Genomic DNA, 16,378 nt, shown 5'->3' with positions numbered 1-16,378 from the left:
ATTGATTGTGGCTCAGGGTAGCGGGGGCATCGCAGTCAAGGCCAAAAGGTAGCACTTCCGTAGTGCAGAGGGCCCAACGCCTGCGGGTTAGTGTCTGCCCCGCATGGCCTCGGCCGGGGCCTTGTATGTGCCCCATAAACCATACCAGCTACCGTCTGGCACCTGAACAGGGTGGTTTGCACCTGGCTGATGCATCAATCCCTCTGCCTGTACCACGGCGCTGGACGCTTTATTAACTTGACAATCGATCAATTAGGAGGCTTCATCCCCGCCGAGGACACCTCTCCGCTTAGGTCATAGATCTGCTGGATGTCGCGCAGGATATGCTCGAAATCAAGGTTCAGATCCTTGAGCAGGCCCGTTTTCAAGTCGAATACCCAGCCGTGAACCAGGGGCAGCTTGTGGCGCAGGTAGTGCTGCTGTACCACGGCCGACTTGATTACATTGACGCACTGTTCCTGCACGTTGAGCTCCACCAGGCGGTCGTACCGGGCGGCCAGGTCGGCAATGGCATCCAGCTCGACGTGGTGCAGGCGATACACGTCCCGAATGTTGCGCAGCCACGGATTGAGCAGGCCCAGGTCTTTGGCCTGCATGGCATAGCGGACACCGCCGCAGCCGTAGTGCCCACACACCACAATATGCTTGACGTGCAGGTGGCGCACGGCATATTCCAGCACGGACTGGGCGTTCAAATCATTGTTTACCACCAGATTGGCGATGTTGCGGTGCACGAATACCTCGCCCGGCGCGACGCCCATTAGGTCCTCGGCCGTCACGCGGCTGTCGCTGCAGCCGATGTAGAGATAATCCGGCGATTGGTCGGCGGCTAGCCGGTCGAAAAAACCGGGTACGGTAGCCGACTTCTCGGCTGCCCAGCGCTGGTTGTTCTCGAATATTTGTTGGTAAGTAATCATGGCAAGCAGGCGGGGGAGCCGGGGGATTAAGACACAGGTGGCGCCCCATGCTGCACTGTGTATAGACGGCGCCGACCACCTCGGGGCACGTAGTCACTAGACAGCCGGGGTAGAACGACGCATTACCAACCAGTGGTGCGATAAGTACGCGAGCAGCCCCACAGAGTTAACTCTGAAAACCGGAACAAGCAACGAGGATAGCAAGCTTGTGTTGACCACCAAGTTTTTGCGCCTTCGACGAAGTGTACCTGGACTTACAGTTCGAAGAGTCCCGCTCCCGCCTTTGGCCCCCGGCAGGGCTGAGACAATGGCCAAGCGAGTAGCGTAGGACGCCTGGACAATGCGTGACCATTCAGGGCATGCAGCGCAAGATGCCTGAGAGGCGAGCAAACTGGCTCCTTTGGCTAACCTCCCTTTCCGGACTAGCGAGCTACATGATACCTGCGAGCCCCTAGTGAACCCTTTGCACGTGGTGGCATGGTCGACGAAACGCGCATCTGGGGCGTGTGAGGCGATTTTGCACTTCCGCACGGCCTCCCATGAGCTCTTTAGAAGCTCCTTTCCTCGACGCTTACTCCATGAAATGCAGGGCTACTGCTGCTGGTCCTGGCGAACTCTTCAGACGTCAAGCACAAACATTTTTTCGCGGGCCCGTTTCCAGAGGTTCCCCTGATTTTGCTCCAGGAAACGAATCAGCACAGCCACGAGCCTGTCCGGGCTATTAGGGAAAGCTTGCCCGCACGGCTTGTTTCGCCACCCAAAAGACTGACGAGCGCAGCAGGCCGCGGGGCTGGCAAAGGTCCTTACGCACATCGGGGAAGCATTGCGGCATGCTTGTTGTGAGATGCCCTTGTTCTGCTTTAAAATACTAAATTTAATTTATAAATTAATATATTATGATTAATGCCTTACAATCCCTGGAAGCTTACCTGGGCCCCGAATACCAGGGCATCCTGATTCGGTCGGAGGAGCCCTGGAAAATTGCTGTGGTACGGGGCCCCCACCCCGTAGCCTCCATCCCGTTAACACTCACCGAACGCGAACAACTTAGCCAGATGCTCTACGGCCCGCACATGCGGCGCTCGCTGGTGTATTTTCGCTTGGCCTTGCGGCAGGCGCACATGGCCGCGGGCCACGCGCCCACCGATTAGAAACCGGAATGATGGTTTCACTCATGCTCAGCGGGGCCTTGTCCGGGGGCCGTGTTGGCGCGGCCGGCCTTGCCCAGCACGTTTTCCACCTCCGGAAAGCTTTTCAACAACTGGTCCAGCACCTGTAGGATACGCTTGGCCTCGGTGTAAGAAACGTCAGGCAGCGTGGTGGGCATCATCAGCAGGGAGCCCTCGTCGAGCGGGGGCATGAACTCGGTGCCCGTGCGCAGCACCACCGGGATGCTGACCAGCACCAGCACGGTCTTCAGCACCCGAGCGGTGGCTAATGCGTCGGCCTGGGCCACAAGGCTGCAGTCCAGCCCTGTACCAGGCCAGCGCGTGCGGGCCGTGACCTGCCGCACGCTGGCCACAATCAGTACCTAACGCCTGGGCAACGGGAGAGGGAACACGGCAAGCGTGGGCAAAGGAAGCAAACGGCGAAGGGAAGAAATCCCGCCCGCCGGGCCGGAGGAATACCGACCCGCCCCAGCACTCAAAAGCCACGGCCGGGGCGGCCGTGGCTTTTGGTTGTTCTCCGGGGCAGGCCCCGGCGTCGGAGGTCAGGCGATTAGCCTACGGGGGCGTAGGTAGTGGGTACTTCGTAGAAGCGCAGCTGCAGTACTTTCAGGCCAGCATTGTCGTAGTCCCAGTAGTAGCCCTGCAGTTCGTCACTGAACAAGGGGTAGCGCACCGGATTGTCGATGCCGTCGTCGGTGATGTCCACGACGATACTCAGCAGCTGGTTTGACACGTTCTGGAATTTCGAACCGCCCTTCTCGCGCATGGTCACCAGCGACTCGAGGCTGCACACGTCTTCGCCGGTGGCCACGTCGGTGGCGCAGGTCGTTACTTTCACGCTGCCCCCGGGGGTGCCCAGGGCGCGGGCGTAGCACGAGTAGGAGGTCACGCCGTCGCCGTCCGGGTCCGGGCTGGGCAGCTGGAACAAGGCCGGGCCGTCGGTACCGTTGGCGTCGAGCACCTGGAACGTGCCGTCGGTCAGGTCGGCGTTCTGGAGGTTAATGGTCGTTTTGCCCGTCAGGTTGACGAAGATGCGGTGGCCGCTGTTGCCGGTCATGTCGGCCGTCTTGCCTTTGGGCACCCCAATGATGTTGAGGTTGTAGTGCGTTCCGCTAGGCCCGCCGTTGCCGGTGAGGTCAGCCGAGGCTGTGGTAGAGAGAAGCCGGGGCTACGGCCTCCTGCTCTTTCGAGCAGCTGGAGAAGAACAGGGCCGGAGAGAGTAGAGCGGCGCCTAGTAGGGTGGATACTGGTAATTTGTTCATTTTGTGGTGGTTGTAAAGGGTGAAACAGTTCCCAATACTATATTTTATATTAGCCATTGTCAAGTATATTAACAAATTTTAATGTGAATAATTATATTAAACTCCTCGGTAACGTCAGTTCCCCTGGAGCTGGACGGGCCCTTATTTTTACTACTGTAATCTGTTAAAATATTGATGCCACCTTCTTTGACTTCTCCTTAGCAGGAGCTTGAGTTTATCCGGACCTGCCGGACACCTTCCACCGAATTAAATCCATTTGCCCAGCGAAGCCTGTAGGGTCCGGGGCTGCGCCGGCCTGCAGGTGGCGGATAGAGGACGCATAAAAAACGAGACGACGGGGCTAAGGGCGACCGCCCGGGACTTGCCCCGGGCGAGGCCTTTGCCCTACCGCCTGGAAGCGTAGCCTTTTCCAGGACCGGGCGCTAATCCGTTGGCGCGCTGCCATACCGCTTCACAGAACCACCAAGCCGTTCACTCAGGGCTATCGGCCTGCAGCACTGGGGGTTTAAAGGGGCCACGGATGGTTCGGCCATGACCGGCCATCCGTCCTACCCGCGCACCAGGCTCATCGCGGGCGTGGCACTTCCGCCTAACTTAGTGGCCCCGCCGCCTAGCAATCCAAGCCCTCAGCCGGCGTAAGGCTGGAATCGTAATCGTGCGCGATGAAGTGATGGTTGCGGCGGGTATTAAAACGCCCAAAGGAGTTACTTTCTCAGGCGCAACTCCCGCAGCCACCACCGGGCCAGGGTCAGGTCGTTAAACAGCCGATACCTCATGGCCAACACCTGGGCCTCAGCCGTCTGCGCAGGCACGGGGAGCTCCGCGAACACGTCGGGGGCCAGCACGGCCGCCCCGAATAGATTGCCCGGGCGCGGCTGCGAAACATTGAGCCACAACGCGGTCACCCAATGCTGCTCTTCTGCCGTGAAAGGGGCCATGTGCCGCTGGTCGCCCAGCAGCTTGTTCCACCCCGTGACGATGAGCCGCTGCTTGGCGTGCCCCAGCAAGTTTTGCAAGTCCGCCAACCGGCGCGGCCCCGGGTAATACTCAATTTCCAGGTGGCCGGAGCCCAACCAGTGGTGCTCCACCAGGCAGCCGGCCGGGTTTTCATAATGTCGACGAAACGGGGAACGGTCCATTCAGAGAGTAGGCATTAATCTGCTGCAGGAAGTAAAAGTTGGGCGCAGTGGAGAGGACCAGCGCGCCCAGGAGCAGCAGACGGTTGCGGTTGCCACCTACCATGGCATTTTGTGGGTGTGAACGACAAAAGAGGCCCGTCGAAATTAAAACGGCATGAACGCGAGATTAGAAAAGGTTAAGCCGGGCCCGCGGGCAGCGTAACCGTGGCGGTCGTACCGGCGCCCACCACCGAGTCCAGCGCAATGCTGCCCCCGTGCAGCTGCACAATTTTGCGCGTCAAAGCCAGGCCGATGCCGTAGCCGGGACGGCTGCGCCCGTTCGAGGCCCGGAACAGGGGCTCGAACACGCGGAGCAGTTCGTCGGCGGCAATGCCAATGCCGGCATCGGTCACCGTGAGCTGCAGCTGTTCGGGGGTTTCGTAACCGAGGACGACCTGCACCGCTCCACCAGAGTACTTGCAGGCATTATCCAAAAGGTTCAGCAGGGCCGTCGTCAGCAGGTGGGCGTTGCCGGCCACCACAAACAAATCCTCCAGCTCCTCCGGCACGGCCCCGTACGCCAGCCGCAAGCTGTGCGCGGGGTACGTCCCGGCAACGGCCTGCAGGGCCCGGGTCAGGCACTCATCCAGGGGCACCGGCTCGCGTCGAAAGGACGCCTCGTCGGTTTTAGCCAGGGCCAGCAGTCCATTGGTTAGTTCAATGACCTTCTTTAACTCCTCCACCGCGGAGGTCTGGCTGCGCCGGGCTTCGGCCAGGTCCCGGTCGTAGCTCAGGGAGGTTTCCAAGGTGCCCAGCATGGTGGCAAGCGGGGTCCGCAACTCGTGGGAAGCGTGCGAGAGAAAGCTTTTCTGCATCTCAAAGGCCTGTTCTACCCGGCTCAGCATTTGGTTAAAGGTGATGGCCAGCTGGGCAATTTCGTCGGTGCCGTTGCCCTCATCCACCCGCGCCCCCAGGCGGCTGGCCGTGATGTTTTCCACTTGCTGGACCACCCGCGCAATGGGCCGCAGGGATTGGCCGGCGAAGTACCAGCCCGCCAGCACAATGAGCACCAGGCCGCCAATGTTGCCCACCAGCAGAATCAGGCGCAGCTTGTTGAGCTGCCGAAAGCCGTAATTGTCGCGCCCCGCAGCAAAAAGCCGGTAGGGCTGGCCGTCGAACTCCTGGTAAAGGCCCACCGCTTCCAGTGCCCCGTCGCGAAAGCGCACCGGCCCGGTGGCATGCACCCGTGGCAGCTGGGCCGCGTTGTGCTGCTGGCTCAAGGAGTCGGCACTGGTGTAAAGCAGCCGGTCGCCGGGGCCGTAGATGCTCACCCGCTCGTCGGGGATGGTCACCAGGTCCTGCCGGCGGAAGGGCCGCACGCTGCCCGGGGTGAGGGGACGCCTTAAGAGCAGGCGCGCGGTCATCACGGCCTTGCCCGCCAGCCGGTCGGCAAAGCGCTGCTCGCGCGTGGTGGCGTAGAAGTAGTAGATAAAGCCGGAGAGGGCGAGCTGAATAACCAGTACCAGCAGGGTGAAGCGCAGGATGAGCTTGTTGCGAATGAGCATGGCTTAGCCTTCGCGCAGCACGTAGCCCATGCCCACGACGGTGTGAATCAGCTTGATGTCATAGCCCTTATCCAACTTTCGACGCAGGTGGCTCACGTACACGTCGATGACATTGGTATTCGTGTCGAAGTTGAGTTCCCAGACCCGCTCGGTAATTTCTACCCGCGAGATGATTTTGCCGCGGTTCAGCAAGAGGTATTCCAGCAGGGAGTACTCCTTCGTCGTCAGGTCGATGCGCCGCCCGGCCCGCACCACGCGCTTGCGGTCCAGGTCCACCTCCAGGTCGGCGATGCGCAGCATGCGCTGCCCGGCCGCCGCAGCCATGTACCGGCGGGAAAGCACCCGGGTGCGCATGAGCAATTCCCTGAACTCAAAGGGCTTGACCAGGTAATCGTCGGTGCCGGCCTCGAAGCCGGTGACCTTGTTGTCGAGGCTGTCGAGGGCCGTGAGCAATAGCACCGGCTGCTGCGGAGCCTGCTGCTTGATAAGCCGGCACAGCTCAAAGCCGTTGATGTAAGGCAGGTTAACGTCCAGAATGACTAAGTCGTAGGGCTGCTGCTGAGCCAGGGATAGCCCCATGCGGCCATCGTAGGCCACCTGCAACTCGTAGCCTTCGTTTTCAAAGCCTTTCTTGACAAAGGAGGCCAGCTTCGGTTCGTCTTCAACGAGGAGTAGTTTCATAAGCAAAGCGGGGTTTCCGGTGGGTGCAGGCCCCGCGGTGCGTAGCCATACTGATTATTCAGCCATTGGCCTTTCCGGGTCCTTACCCCCAGGCCCGCGGCCGGGAGGGGCAGACGCAGCGGCGGTCCCAGGGTGAGGGGCATTCCTTGCCCGCAAGCGGCTTGGTCTACTTTCAGGAACCCCGCCCCGAACCCGTAGGCAAAGAGCAGGGCGACGAACAACCCGACCGGGCGCCGGCGGGCGTGGCCCGGCGAATATTGCACCATCCAAGCGCTTTCCTCTTCGGTAAAGAAAGACTTCGGAAGGGGAAGCATCAGGTGCTGGTCGTCCGGCATCCGGTCCCGGTGATTGCGCTCCAAGCAGTTGCGGGCATGGGACAACAGGGCCCCGAAGGCCCCACGCTGGCGCTGGCCGGGCAGGGATTGAACCTTCACGTAACCGGCGTGGTGCTCGCTGACGCGGCCCGCTGCTTTCTCAAAATTACGTTTGGGTATGGGGGTAGCCATCAAAAACGAATCGGGGCAGATGAAAGGGAGCGCACATCCGGATAAACAGGAATTGCGTTCTGGCAATAACACGATGGCCCGCCAACGTTCGGTCAACATCGATTGCTGACTGGCAAGTGGTGCGCCGGTGGTGCGCGCAAGCTTACTTTGGGCGCCTGCCCACAAAGGCGTTATAAGGCAGCCTCGGCTAATGTACCGGCTGGGCCGGCTTTCCGGGTACTCTGGTCCGGCCAGTAGCCCTGGTGCAGGGCCCTGATAAAAAACACGATGGGCTGCATGGGGGAGGCGTCGCCCAGGGCGTTGAGCAGGAACTCCCCTCCTGCGCCGTCAGGGAAACCGAATCCACGCATCGTCCGGCCCGGAGGATGACGATGTCCCAGGGGTGAACCGATTGCACCAACAACGCGGTGTAGTCCCGGCTGAGGTAGGCTTCTAATTTTTGCAGGGTTTTGTGCATAACCAAGCGAAATATACGGTCTTAATTATATTCACCTGCTATAAATGTAAATATTTTTTGTCCTGAGACGTTAAGGCTCCTCGGGCACGAGCCCAATAAAAAATACCCGTACCTCACGCACGTGCTGCAGCAGCCCGAGCAACTGCGGCTCCTGGGCTTCTTCCGCCCGGCCTGGCAGCAAGGCACCTCGTCCCCCACCTGCCCCGGGGCGGGTGGTTCGGCCGCTGCCCACCCGGCGTCCACTAGCCGGCGGTGGCGCCGTGTGGACCCGGAGGGCTTGCCAACGTGCCTGTGAATGGGAGGAAGCCCCACCCGTCAAAAATGCCATTCGGATGAAAGGAGCCGACCGGCTCCGAACGGTTTCCCCGGAAAGGGGTTACTTAGGTTCGGGCCCGCCAGGAGACCCAGCAGCTGCGCGAGCAGTAACGCCCAGTAGCCCCGGTTAGCCCAAAGCAAAAACTGCAAAAGGTGGCTTGGCTTGGGAGAAGCGATTCACGTGAGACTTCCGTTAGGCAGACCGTTGTTGGGCCTCAGCCTTTAGGTTCCGCTAAAGCTTGCTTACCGGTGCCTGGAACATGTACCAATGCCTAGGAAGTCATTCTAACAATAAGGTCCGATAAACCTTAGTTATCGGATGTTATACCTGCATTCGTTTTTGCCCTCCAAAAGTCGCGTTTTACTCCTTTATATAGGTTGCATGGAAAACCCGTCCGGGCTCTCGATTCCCGGCAACGCTTAGTCGGCGCTCGCATACCTGGCCGAGCGCACGTCCTGCTAAGTCCAGGCCGGACTCAGCAGCGCGGCGAACACAGCCAAAGCTTATGCAGGGAGTTGAAACGCCTCGGGGCTTGGTGCGCGGAGCACGGGCTTAAGCGGTTGCCTGCATTGGTGAAATATAAATGCATTTGAAGAGATGCTCCCGATTCCCGCTCATCTTAGATAACACACCTTGGGATTCTACACCTATTATCGGAAAGGGCCCGATATCTGTACTAATAATAGCCAGTTCGCCTCTGTATGGAACTGCTCCACTTTGGCCAACAATGATTGATGCACGGAAATGCAGGTCGGAAACGCCGGGCGGGCTGGCTTGCCAGTGTTTTAGCGCCATCTTGCGATTGGTCTTCCCCACATTCCTGATGCTTATGCCTAATACCCGTACCCTACTGCTTTTACTGGCGCTCGTTTCGACGCGCCCTGCGGTCGCGCAGGTGCAGGCCCTGCATTTTGGCAAAGTGGTCACCGGCCAGGGCCGGGTGATTCGCAACGCAGTCGTGCTCGTGCGGGGCGACCGCATCGTACAAGTGGGGCCCGAGCAGGACGTCGCGATTCCCGCCGCGGCCGAGCACCGGGACCTGCGGGCCTACACTGCCATTCCCGGCTTAATCGATGCCCACACGCATATGTCCTTTTACTGGGACCGGGCCCCGGGCAGCAACCCCTGGGGGCAGCTCGGCACGCTGGGGTCCGGGGTGACGGTGTTCCTGGCCCAGGAAAACGCGCGCAAAACCCTGGAAACGGGCGTCACGACGGTGCGCGACCTGGGCTCGTTCGACAACATGGACCTGGCCCTGCGCGACCTCATCAACCGGGGCGCCATGCCCGGGCCGCGCATGCTGGTGGCCGGAAACGGGCTGCACGTGAGCTCGAGTCCCTACAAGCCGGGCGCCATCCCCGACCCCGGGCAGTGCGACGGCGTGGACGCCGTGCAGCGCGTGGCCCGCCAGCAGGCTGGCCGCCGGCGTGGACTGGATTAAGATGTACGGCTCGACCGGCAGCGACAAGGACGTAACCGGCTTCCAAACGTTTACCTACGCGGAAATGAAAGCGGCGGCTGATGTGGCCCACTTCGCCGGCAAGCGCATCGCCATTCATTCCTACGGGCCGGACGGCGCCCGGGACGCGGTGCGGGCGGGGGCCAACTCCGTCGAGCACGCCGTGGACGTCGACAACGCCACGCTGGCGCTGATGGCCAGGCAGGGGACTTTTACGTGCCCACTGTGGAGCACAACCGCTACTACATCGCCCACCGGCAGGAATATGGCTACGACTCGGCCACGGTCGCCGACCTAAACCAGTACGTGGCCCGGAACGTGGCGACCCTGAAGCGGGCCATCCGCGCCAAGGTCAAGATTGCCATGGGCTCGGATGCCGTGTTCACCGGCTTTGGTGAAAACACCCGGGAGCTGCGCTGGTTTGTGCAGGCCGGCATGACGCCGGCACAGGCCCTGCACACGGCCACCGCCGCCGGGGCCGAGCTGCTCGGCAAGGAAAAGGAGCTCGGCGCCATTGCCCCCGGCTACTTCGCTGACCTGGTGGCCGTAGAAGGCGACCCGCTCAAGGACATAAACGTGGTGATTGACCACGTCAAGTGGGTCATGAAAGCCGGCCGCACGGTGGTGGATTACACCAAAGGCCCTGCCACCAAATCTCCGTAAACCACAATGGCCTAGGGGCCCAGCCCGGACCTTATTTTTGACCCGCCAGAAACGCCTCGACAACGGCGCGGTACTTTTCCGGCTCTTCAAACCAGGGAAAGTGGCCGCTTTTCTCGAAGAACACAATCCGGGCCCCGGGAATCGCCTCTTTCAGGCGCCAAGCCGTGAGCGGGGCCACGTTCATGTCGTAGCGGCCGCTCAGCACCAGGGTGGGAAACCGGAAGCTCGCCAGCTTAGGCGTGAAGTCCTGCTTCGCGGCATCCGTGCCGACGGCGTCGGCCACGGCTTCCTCAAAGCCCAGGTTGGCCATCGGCCCCACCCGTTGAAAGTAGCGGTCGCGCTGCTCCAGGGAATAAAAGATGAGGTTGAAGTGGCGGCGCAGCGAGGCCTCCGCCGCTTCCCGGGTCTTCGGTGCCCCCGGCTTTTGCGCTTGTTTCTGCTGCGCCATGGCGTCGGGGAAGACCTGGTCAAAGAGGTGCACCACGTCGTTAAGGCTGCTGCCCGCCGCGGCAGAGAGCACCAGGCGGGCGATGTGCTCGGGGTAGGCGCTGGCGTAGGCAATACTGAGCAGCCCGCCGTAGGAGTCGCCGATCAGGATAATTTTGGGCAGCCCCAGCCCCTGCCGAAGAGCTTCCAGGTCCGCTACCTGGGCCGCCAGGGTTTGGGGCGCCCCCGCCCGCACGGGCCGGGAAGTGCCGGTGCCCCGCTGGTCGTAAAATATCACACGCCGCTTGCGGGCCAGTTGCCCCCACACGTCCGTGGGCAGCAGGTAGGCATGGGACAGGCCCGGCCCGCCATTGACGACCAGCAGCGGCACGGCTGAGGGGCTTTCGCCCAGGATTTCATAGCCCAGGTCCACTTGCTCGGTATGGATTTTTCCCGCGCGGTGCGCTACGTTCTGGCCAGCTGACTTCGCCGGCGAGACCAGCAGGGCCAGGCTCAGGATGCACGCGCAGCCCAAGGGCCAGGTAAGGCGGAACAGGTTCATGGGCAAGACGGGCCGCAAAGGCTGGAAAGCAGGAAGACAGCAGGCCCGGACCCGGGCCCTTCATTGTTGGGAAGTTCGGGCAAAGTAAGTGGGCTTTTTCGTTCGTTCTCGCGCTAGCTCAATTTATTACAGCGCTTACGTTATTGGGCGTCTCCGGCGGTTCCGTATTCGGGCCGGAAGCCGGACTGAAAGTAATCCCGTACCGCCAGCGCCTTCCTGCCGATGCCCTGACTTCCCGTTATACAACACAGCATGCACCGCTTCCGTGGGCCTTCGCCTAAACCCTGAAAGCCGGCTTTACAGCTTATTCGGGACATATGAAGCCGCGCTTCCTCCTAAGTCTGGGAGCGCCCCTGCTTTTAACCCCATTGCAACTATCCTGGGTATTGGGAGGACCAAGGTGGACGGAGTCGTCAACCCGGTCCTTCGGTGGCTTAGAACGTGTTTGGAAATTACTCGGCTGTTGCTCGGCGTAAGGCAGGCTGCGGCACTGGCAGCCGTGCGGCACACGTAACGCGGGGCATCAACGAACTGGCGCACAGGCGGCGCTTGCGTTGCAGGTGGAGCAGTGGCCCAATAACTTGCCACAACGGGTCAATAAGGGGTTGATAGCACTCAACGATAATGCCCACCGCAGCCTAGGAACTCCGGCCGCAACTTACTGTCTCGTTTCTTTTTGCGCTACCCCATTTCCCAAACCCGCTCTAATAAGTGAACGGGCGCGCGGCAACCTCCTGCCGCTGCCACTCTCGCAGGGCCTCGGAGCCATACCACACGCGGCAGCGCGTGCGCAGCATCCCGCTGATACTTTCCTCGAACACCTGCAGCGGCCCGATGCACAGCAGGGGCTCGTCGTCGCGGGTGACGAAGCGGAACCCGGCCCACATCCGCTCTATGAAGATGCGGTCGGTGTAATTCCAGAGCAGTTCCTCTTCCTCGTCCGGGACGTACTCGCCGCGGTCCCGCAGCGCCCGCCGTAGCGCCGTTGCCAGCGGGAATGCATCGTGGTGCAGCAAAGCCTCGGCCAGCAGCTCCATTTCGGCGGTGGCGGCGGGCGCCGTGGGGGCCGGAACCTTTTTCATGCGGATAGGGCCCGGTTGGATGTAGCAGCCGTCCCGGTTCGCGGATCAAAGCCGCGCAGATGACAGGTCCTGGTCGTAGTGACCGGGCGAGCAGCGCCTGTGCAAGGGCACCATGCAGGCAGCGCGGGCCGCGGGTTAAGGACAAACCAATTCATTGGGCAGCAAGGTACGCCAAGGTCGCAAAAGCCGCTGCGTAGCCTATCAGGCGAGGATGTGGAGCGATTGGCCGGGCCCCTCGCGTTGGCAGTCCAGCTCGCTTGCAATTGAGTTAGATCCAGGTTTAAACGTGCTGTAAGGAATTCTATACCCGTTCAGGTATAATCCAGCTATTTTTTGTAACTTTATACCCGAACGGGTGTTAATTATGCTCTGTTAGTCAAATTATCCCCGAACGGGTACACTGTACTGTATGGTTTCTCCCTTGGCTGCCTTTGTCAAGCAGCGCCGCAAGCTGTTGCAACTCTCCCAGCCGGACCTGGCCGCGAAAGCCGGGGTCGGGCTGCGGTTCGTGCGCGAACTCGAGCAGGGCAAGGCCACCCTGCGCCTGGACAAGGTCAACCTGGTCCTGCGTTTGTTCGGCCACGAGATGGCGCCTGCCCCGCTGGACCGCACCCGGCTTCTGGACCCGCAGCCATGAGAAAAGCCGAAGTACACCTGCACGGGCAGCTGGCCGGGCACCTGATACAGGATGAGCACGGCTACACCTTCGCCTACGCCCCGGATTACCTTGCCATGGCCACGGCCGAGGCGGTGAGCCTGACCCTGCCGCTACGGCCGGCGCCCTACCTGGAGCGGGTGCTGTTCCCGTTTTTCGACGGCCTCATTCCCGAAGGCTGGCTGCTGGAAGTGGCCGAAAAGAACTGGAAGCTCCACGCCCGCGACCGCATGGGCCTGCTGCTGGCCTGCTGCCGGGACTGCATCGGCGCCGTGAGCATTCATCCGCTGGAAACCGACGACGAAAGATGAGCCGCTGCCTGTACTGCTACCAGCCCCTGCCGCCCGGCCACGGGCAGGGCCCGGACTACCACCCGGCCTGCAGCCGCCGACTGTTCGGCAAGCCGGTGCCGCCCGCATTTCCCTACACTGAGGCCGAGATGCTGGCTCTGGCCGAAGCCGTCGTGCGCCAGCACATCGCCGTGACGGGCGTGCAGCCCAAGCTTTCGCTAAGCATCGCCCCAGCCGAGACGGCCGGGCAGCCTGCACGCTTTACTATCGTCGGGGCGCTGGGCGGCGAGTACATCCTCAAGCCGCCGACGCCACACTACACCCACCTACCCGAAGTAGAGGATTTGACCATGCACCTGGCCGGGCTGGCCCGGCTGCCGACCGTGCCCCACGGGCTGCTGCGGCTGGAAGGCGGGGCCCTGGCCTACGTCACGCGCCGCATCGACCGAGTGAAAGGCCGCAAGCTGGCCATGGAGGATATGTGCCAGCTCACCGAGCGCCTGACCGAACACAAGTACGACGGCTCGCACGAGCAGGTCGCCAAGGCCATCCTCCGGTACTCGGCCAACCCCGGCCTGGACGTAGTCAACTATTACGAGCCTGGTGCTCTTCAGCTTTTTGACGGGCAACGCTGACATGCACCTGAAGAACTTCTCCCTGCTACAGACCCCCGGGCTGGGCTACAACCTGGCCCCGGCCTACGACCTGGTGGCCACGGCACTTGTGAACCCGGCCGACCCGGAGGAGCTGGCGTTGACGCTCAACGGCAAAAGAAGCGGCTGCGGCAGGCCGACTTCCGCCAGGCGGTTCAACGAGCGGGCATCGATGACAAAGTAGTAACGGGAATGCTCACGCGCTTGACGAAAGCCCGGCCGGCCTGGGATGCGTTCATCGCCCAGAGTTTTCTGCCCGCGCCGCTTCAGGAGCAGTTTCAGGCCTTGCTGGCGCAGCGGTTCGCGCAGCTGGACGTGGCGTAAGGGGCAGCACCAGGCCGGGCCGGCGGGATGCTGGCTGGGCAAGGGCCGCACTATCCGGTGAAAAGCTTAGCTTGCGGGCTCCTTAACCTGACTGTCTTCGCCTTAACCTTCAATCACATGCGTAATCTCTCCTGGCCGTCGCTGGCCCTGGTGTTACTGAGCGCCGCGCTCCCAAGTACGGCGCAGCCCAACCCAGCCGCCCCGCGCGATGCCATTGTGGCCATGGCCAACATCGGGCAGTGCCGGGGCGGCGCTTATCTGTCTAATGGCAAGGAGGTTGTGTTTATCTCCAACCTGAGCGGCTCGCCCCAGGTGTGGAAAGTGCCGGCCACCGGGGCTGGCCCGTGCAGCTCACGGCGTTTCCTGACCCGGTCACGGCCATGGTGCCCTCCCCTAAACGGGACGAGATAGCCTTTCAGCTCGCGCCGGGCGGCGGGCTCAACGCCCAGCTCTACGTGATGAAAGGCGACGGCAGCGGCGTCCGGCAAATCACCAAGGGCGGCAAGACCAACAACTTTCTCGGCACCTGGAGCAAGGACGGCGCCCTGCTCAGCTTCGGGTCCAGCGAGCAAAACCCCACCGGGGTGGACTTCTTCCTCTACGAGGCCGGCACCGGCACGGCCGCCCTGGCCGTCAAGAACCAGGGCACGGGCGGCATCACCGACTTTGGGGCCGGCAACCAGCAGCTGCTGCTCACCCGCCTGGCCAGCCGCGGCAGCAACGACCTCTACCTGTACACGCGAGCCACCAAAGTCGAAAAGCTCCTCACCCCGCACGAGGGGCCCGGCACCTTCTTCGGCGAGATTGCACCGTCCGGACAGGTGTACCTGGGCTCTAACAAAGACCGGGACCTGCTGGCCTTCGGCCGCCACACCCCGGCCGGCATCGAGATTCTGGCATCGCGCAAAGACGCAGAGCTGGCCGACCTGCGCCTCAACCACGCCGGCACCGCGGCCGCCCTGCTGTGGAACCAGAAAGGCAAAAACCAGCTGACTCTTTTCGACCTGAAAGCCAAAAAGAAAGTGCTCCGCTAACCCTGCCCGTGGAACTGGTCAGCGCGATTGACTTCTCCCCCAACGACCAGGCGCTGGTCTTCACCGGCTCGGGCTCCAAAGAGCCGGCAAACCTCTGGGTGTATGCCCTAGGCAGCAAGCAGTTCCAGAAAATCACCGACAGCCCCCACCCCGGCGTGAATCTGAGCGCGCTCCGGGCCCCGGAGCTGGTTTCGTTCCCTTCCTTTGACGGGGTGGTGCTCAGCGGGTGGCTGTACAAACCGGCCACGGGCCCGGGGCCCTTCCCCACGGTCATCAGCTACCACGGCGGCCCCGAGGGCCAGTCCGGGCCTGGCCTCAATGCTACGGCCCAGGCCCTGGTGAAAGAGGGCGTAGCCTTTTTCCTGCCCAACGTGCGCGGGTCCTCCGGCTTCGGCAAGAAGTTTCTGAGCCTGGACAACGGGGCCCTTCGCGTCAACGGCGTCAAGGACATCAAAGCCGTTTCCGACTACTTGGTCACCACTGGCATTGCCAAAAAAGGCGCCCTGGGCATCATGGGTGGCTCCTACGGGGGCTACATGGTGATGGCTGGCGTCACGCAGTACCCCGACATGTTTGCTGCCGGGGCCAACCTGTTCGGGGTGGTCAACTTTGAAACCTTTTTCAAGCACACCGAGCCCTGGATGGCGGCCATCTCCACGGTGGAGTACGGCGACCCCGCCACGCAGGCCGCGATGCTGCGGGACCTGTCCCCCATCCACAAAGCGGACCTCATCAAAACGCCGCTGCTGGTCGAGCACGGCGCCAACGACACCAACGTGCCGGTTGTGGAAGCCGAGCAGGTGGTGGTTGCCCTAAAGAAAAACAACGTCCCGGTGCAGTACACCCTCTTCCCGGACGAAGGGCACGGCTGGCAGAAAACCAAAAACCGCATCACCTCCACCGTGGAAATTGTGGAATGGTTTACCACCCGGCTGAAGTAAACTGGCATCCCAACAACCCGCCTGCGCCCTAGCCCGGGAACCGGATTATGCGCCCTGCTGCCAATTACTCGGAACACCGTTGCCTGACGCGTAAGCTCGAGTCGCAGAGTCTCTCTGAGGCACTTAACAGACTTGGAATAGCCGCATTTTAGCCCAAGCCGGGTGAATACCGGCCGCAGCGAAAACAGCGGGCCGGTCGTGTCCAGCGGGCCCTAAGGCGGGTTGGATTATATCGGATAATTTGGTCCGGTATAACATCGGGCTGTACCTTTGCGCCCGATGGCAATGTTCTCCAAGG

The 16,378-nt window shown here is 61.8% G+C and carries 25 protein-coding genes; 13 read left to right on the top strand and 12 right to left on the bottom strand.

From position 1 onward, the window contains the following. Window positions 1-248: 248 nt before the first annotated feature. A complete protein-coding gene (locus ACFQT0_RS30370) occupies window positions 249-917 on the bottom strand; it encodes a carbonic anhydrase (RefSeq protein ID WP_380207226.1) in 669 nt (222 codons plus the stop codon). 896 nt (window positions 918-1,813) lie between these two features. Here ACFQT0_RS30370 and ACFQT0_RS30365 point away from each other — a divergent pair. Then, window positions 1,814-2,068, top strand: a complete 255-nt coding sequence (locus tag ACFQT0_RS30365) for a hypothetical protein (protein WP_380207224.1) — start codon at window positions 1,814-1,816, stop codon at window positions 2,066-2,068. 17 nt (window positions 2,069-2,085) lie between these two features. Here the strand turns inward: ACFQT0_RS30365 and ACFQT0_RS30360 are convergent, their stop codons facing one another. The 9 genes from ACFQT0_RS30360 to ACFQT0_RS30320 form a co-directional block, all read right to left on the bottom strand. Beyond that, the gene (locus ACFQT0_RS30360) at window positions 2,086-2,439 is read right to left on the bottom strand and encodes an efflux RND transporter permease subunit (protein ID WP_380207222.1); all 354 of its coding nucleotides are present in this window, start codon (window positions 2,437-2,439) and stop codon (window positions 2,086-2,088) included. Window positions 2,440-2,636: 197 nt separating this feature from the next. Then, window positions 2,637-3,167, bottom strand: a complete 531-nt coding sequence (locus tag ACFQT0_RS30355; protein ID WP_380207220.1) for a hypothetical protein — start codon at window positions 3,165-3,167, stop codon at window positions 2,637-2,639. Window positions 3,168-3,222: 55 nt separating this feature from the next. Beyond that, window positions 3,223-3,348 (bottom strand): hypothetical protein, encoded by a 126-nt coding sequence (locus ACFQT0_RS30350; protein WP_380207218.1) that lies wholly within the window; start codon window positions 3,346-3,348, stop codon window positions 3,223-3,225. A gap of 704 nt (window positions 3,349-4,052) precedes the next feature. After that, a complete protein-coding gene (locus ACFQT0_RS30345; protein ID WP_380207216.1) occupies window positions 4,053-4,436 on the bottom strand; it encodes a hypothetical protein in 384 nt (127 codons plus the stop codon). 19 nt (window positions 4,437-4,455) lie between these two features. After that, on the bottom strand, window positions 4,456-4,590 hold the full coding sequence (locus ACFQT0_RS30340) for a hypothetical protein (protein WP_380207214.1): 135 nt from the start codon (window positions 4,588-4,590) through the stop codon (window positions 4,456-4,458). Between the two features lie 73 nt (window positions 4,591-4,663). Beyond that, entirely contained in the window at window positions 4,664-6,031 is a 1,368-nt protein-coding gene (locus ACFQT0_RS30335; RefSeq protein WP_380207212.1) for a HAMP domain-containing sensor histidine kinase, read from the bottom strand. 3 nt (window positions 6,032-6,034) lie between these two features. After that, window positions 6,035-6,712 (bottom strand): response regulator, encoded by a 678-nt coding sequence (locus tag ACFQT0_RS30330; RefSeq protein WP_380207210.1) that lies wholly within the window; start codon window positions 6,710-6,712, stop codon window positions 6,035-6,037. Beyond that, entirely contained in the window at window positions 6,709-7,218 is a 510-nt protein-coding gene (locus tag ACFQT0_RS30325; protein WP_380207209.1) for a hypothetical protein, read from the bottom strand. The genes ACFQT0_RS30330 and ACFQT0_RS30325 overlap by 4 nt, the downstream gene beginning before the upstream one ends. A 170-nt stretch (window positions 7,219-7,388) precedes the next feature. Next, entirely contained in the window at window positions 7,389-7,568 is a 180-nt protein-coding gene (locus ACFQT0_RS30320) for a hypothetical protein (protein ID WP_380207207.1), read from the bottom strand. Window positions 7,569-7,796: 228 nt separating this feature from the next. Here ACFQT0_RS30320 and ACFQT0_RS30315 point away from each other — a divergent pair, with 228 nt between their 5' ends. The 4 genes from ACFQT0_RS30315 to ACFQT0_RS30300 all read left to right on the top strand — a co-directional run bounded on the left by ACFQT0_RS30315 (window position 7,797) and on the right by ACFQT0_RS30300 (window position 10,113). Then, window positions 7,797-7,970, top strand: coding sequence for a hypothetical protein (locus ACFQT0_RS30315; RefSeq protein ID WP_380207205.1), 174 nt, complete (start codon window positions 7,797-7,799; stop codon window positions 7,968-7,970). A gap of 850 nt (window positions 7,971-8,820) precedes the next feature. Next, window positions 8,821-9,432 carry an amidohydrolase family protein gene (locus ACFQT0_RS30310; RefSeq protein ID WP_380207204.1) on the top strand — a complete coding sequence of 204 codons (612 nt, stop codon included), beginning with the start codon at window positions 8,821-8,823 and terminating at the stop codon, window positions 9,430-9,432. Next, the gene (locus ACFQT0_RS30305; RefSeq protein WP_380207202.1) at window positions 9,419-9,748 is read left to right on the top strand and encodes an amidohydrolase family protein; all 330 of its coding nucleotides are present in this window, start codon (window positions 9,419-9,421) and stop codon (window positions 9,746-9,748) included. Before ACFQT0_RS30310 ends, ACFQT0_RS30305 begins: the two co-directional genes overlap by 14 nt. After that, entirely contained in the window at window positions 9,676-10,113 is a 438-nt protein-coding gene (locus tag ACFQT0_RS30300) for an amidohydrolase family protein (RefSeq protein ID WP_380207200.1), read from the top strand. The genes ACFQT0_RS30305 and ACFQT0_RS30300 overlap by 73 nt, the downstream gene beginning before the upstream one ends. A 31-nt stretch (window positions 10,114-10,144) precedes the next feature. Here the strand turns inward: ACFQT0_RS30300 and ACFQT0_RS30295 are convergent, their stop codons facing one another. Together ACFQT0_RS30295 and ACFQT0_RS30290 are read right to left on the bottom strand one after the other, a co-directional pair. Next, complete coding sequence (locus ACFQT0_RS30295) at window positions 10,145-11,101, bottom strand: alpha/beta fold hydrolase (protein WP_380207198.1); 957 nt, start codon at window positions 11,099-11,101, stop codon at window positions 10,145-10,147. A gap of 704 nt (window positions 11,102-11,805) precedes the next feature. Beyond that, on the bottom strand, window positions 11,806-12,183 hold the full coding sequence (locus ACFQT0_RS30290; RefSeq protein WP_380207196.1) for a hypothetical protein: 378 nt from the start codon (window positions 12,181-12,183) through the stop codon (window positions 11,806-11,808). Window positions 12,184-12,592: 409 nt separating this feature from the next. On the opposite strand from ACFQT0_RS30290, the gene ACFQT0_RS30285 reads away from it, so the two are divergent. The 8 genes from ACFQT0_RS30285 (at window position 12,593) to ACFQT0_RS30250 (ending at window position 16,080) form a co-directional block, all read left to right on the top strand. Next, a complete protein-coding gene (locus ACFQT0_RS30285) occupies window positions 12,593-12,820 on the top strand; it encodes a helix-turn-helix transcriptional regulator (RefSeq protein ID WP_380207194.1) in 228 nt (75 codons plus the stop codon). Then, window positions 12,817-13,149, top strand: coding sequence for a HipA N-terminal domain-containing protein (locus tag ACFQT0_RS30280; protein ID WP_380207192.1), 333 nt, complete (start codon window positions 12,817-12,819; stop codon window positions 13,147-13,149). Before ACFQT0_RS30285 ends, ACFQT0_RS30280 begins: the two co-directional genes overlap by 4 nt. Then, window positions 13,146-13,763, top strand: a complete 618-nt coding sequence (locus ACFQT0_RS30275) for a HipA domain-containing protein (RefSeq protein ID WP_380207190.1) — start codon at window positions 13,146-13,148, stop codon at window positions 13,761-13,763. Before ACFQT0_RS30280 ends, ACFQT0_RS30275 begins: the two co-directional genes overlap by 4 nt. Then, entirely contained in the window at window positions 13,732-13,965 is a 234-nt protein-coding gene (locus tag ACFQT0_RS30270; RefSeq protein ID WP_380207188.1) for a HipA domain-containing protein, read from the top strand. Before ACFQT0_RS30275 ends, ACFQT0_RS30270 begins: the two co-directional genes overlap by 32 nt. 8 nt (window positions 13,966-13,973) lie before the next feature. Beyond that, entirely contained in the window at window positions 13,974-14,105 is a 132-nt protein-coding gene (locus tag ACFQT0_RS30265; RefSeq protein ID WP_380207187.1) for a hypothetical protein, read from the top strand. A 117-nt stretch (window positions 14,106-14,222) separates the two neighbouring features. After that, entirely contained in the window at window positions 14,223-14,516 is a 294-nt protein-coding gene (locus ACFQT0_RS30260) for a hypothetical protein (RefSeq protein ID WP_380207186.1), read from the top strand. Then, window positions 14,486-15,139, top strand: a complete 654-nt coding sequence (locus tag ACFQT0_RS30255) for a TolB family protein (protein ID WP_380207184.1) — start codon at window positions 14,486-14,488, stop codon at window positions 15,137-15,139. The genes ACFQT0_RS30260 and ACFQT0_RS30255 overlap by 31 nt, the downstream gene beginning before the upstream one ends. Before the next feature lie 8 nt (window positions 15,140-15,147). After that, a complete protein-coding gene (locus ACFQT0_RS30250) occupies window positions 15,148-16,080 on the top strand; it encodes an alpha/beta hydrolase family protein (RefSeq protein WP_380207182.1) in 933 nt (310 codons plus the stop codon). Window positions 16,081-16,378: the final 298 nt, after the last annotated feature.

The sequence above is a fragment of the Hymenobacter humi genome, from assembly GCF_042665855.1.
Classification (GTDB): Bacteria; Bacteroidota; Bacteroidia; order Cytophagales; family Hymenobacteraceae; genus Hymenobacter; species Hymenobacter humi.
Note: the sequence above shows the minus strand (reverse complement) of the source record. Positions and strands in the feature narration are given on the sequence as shown.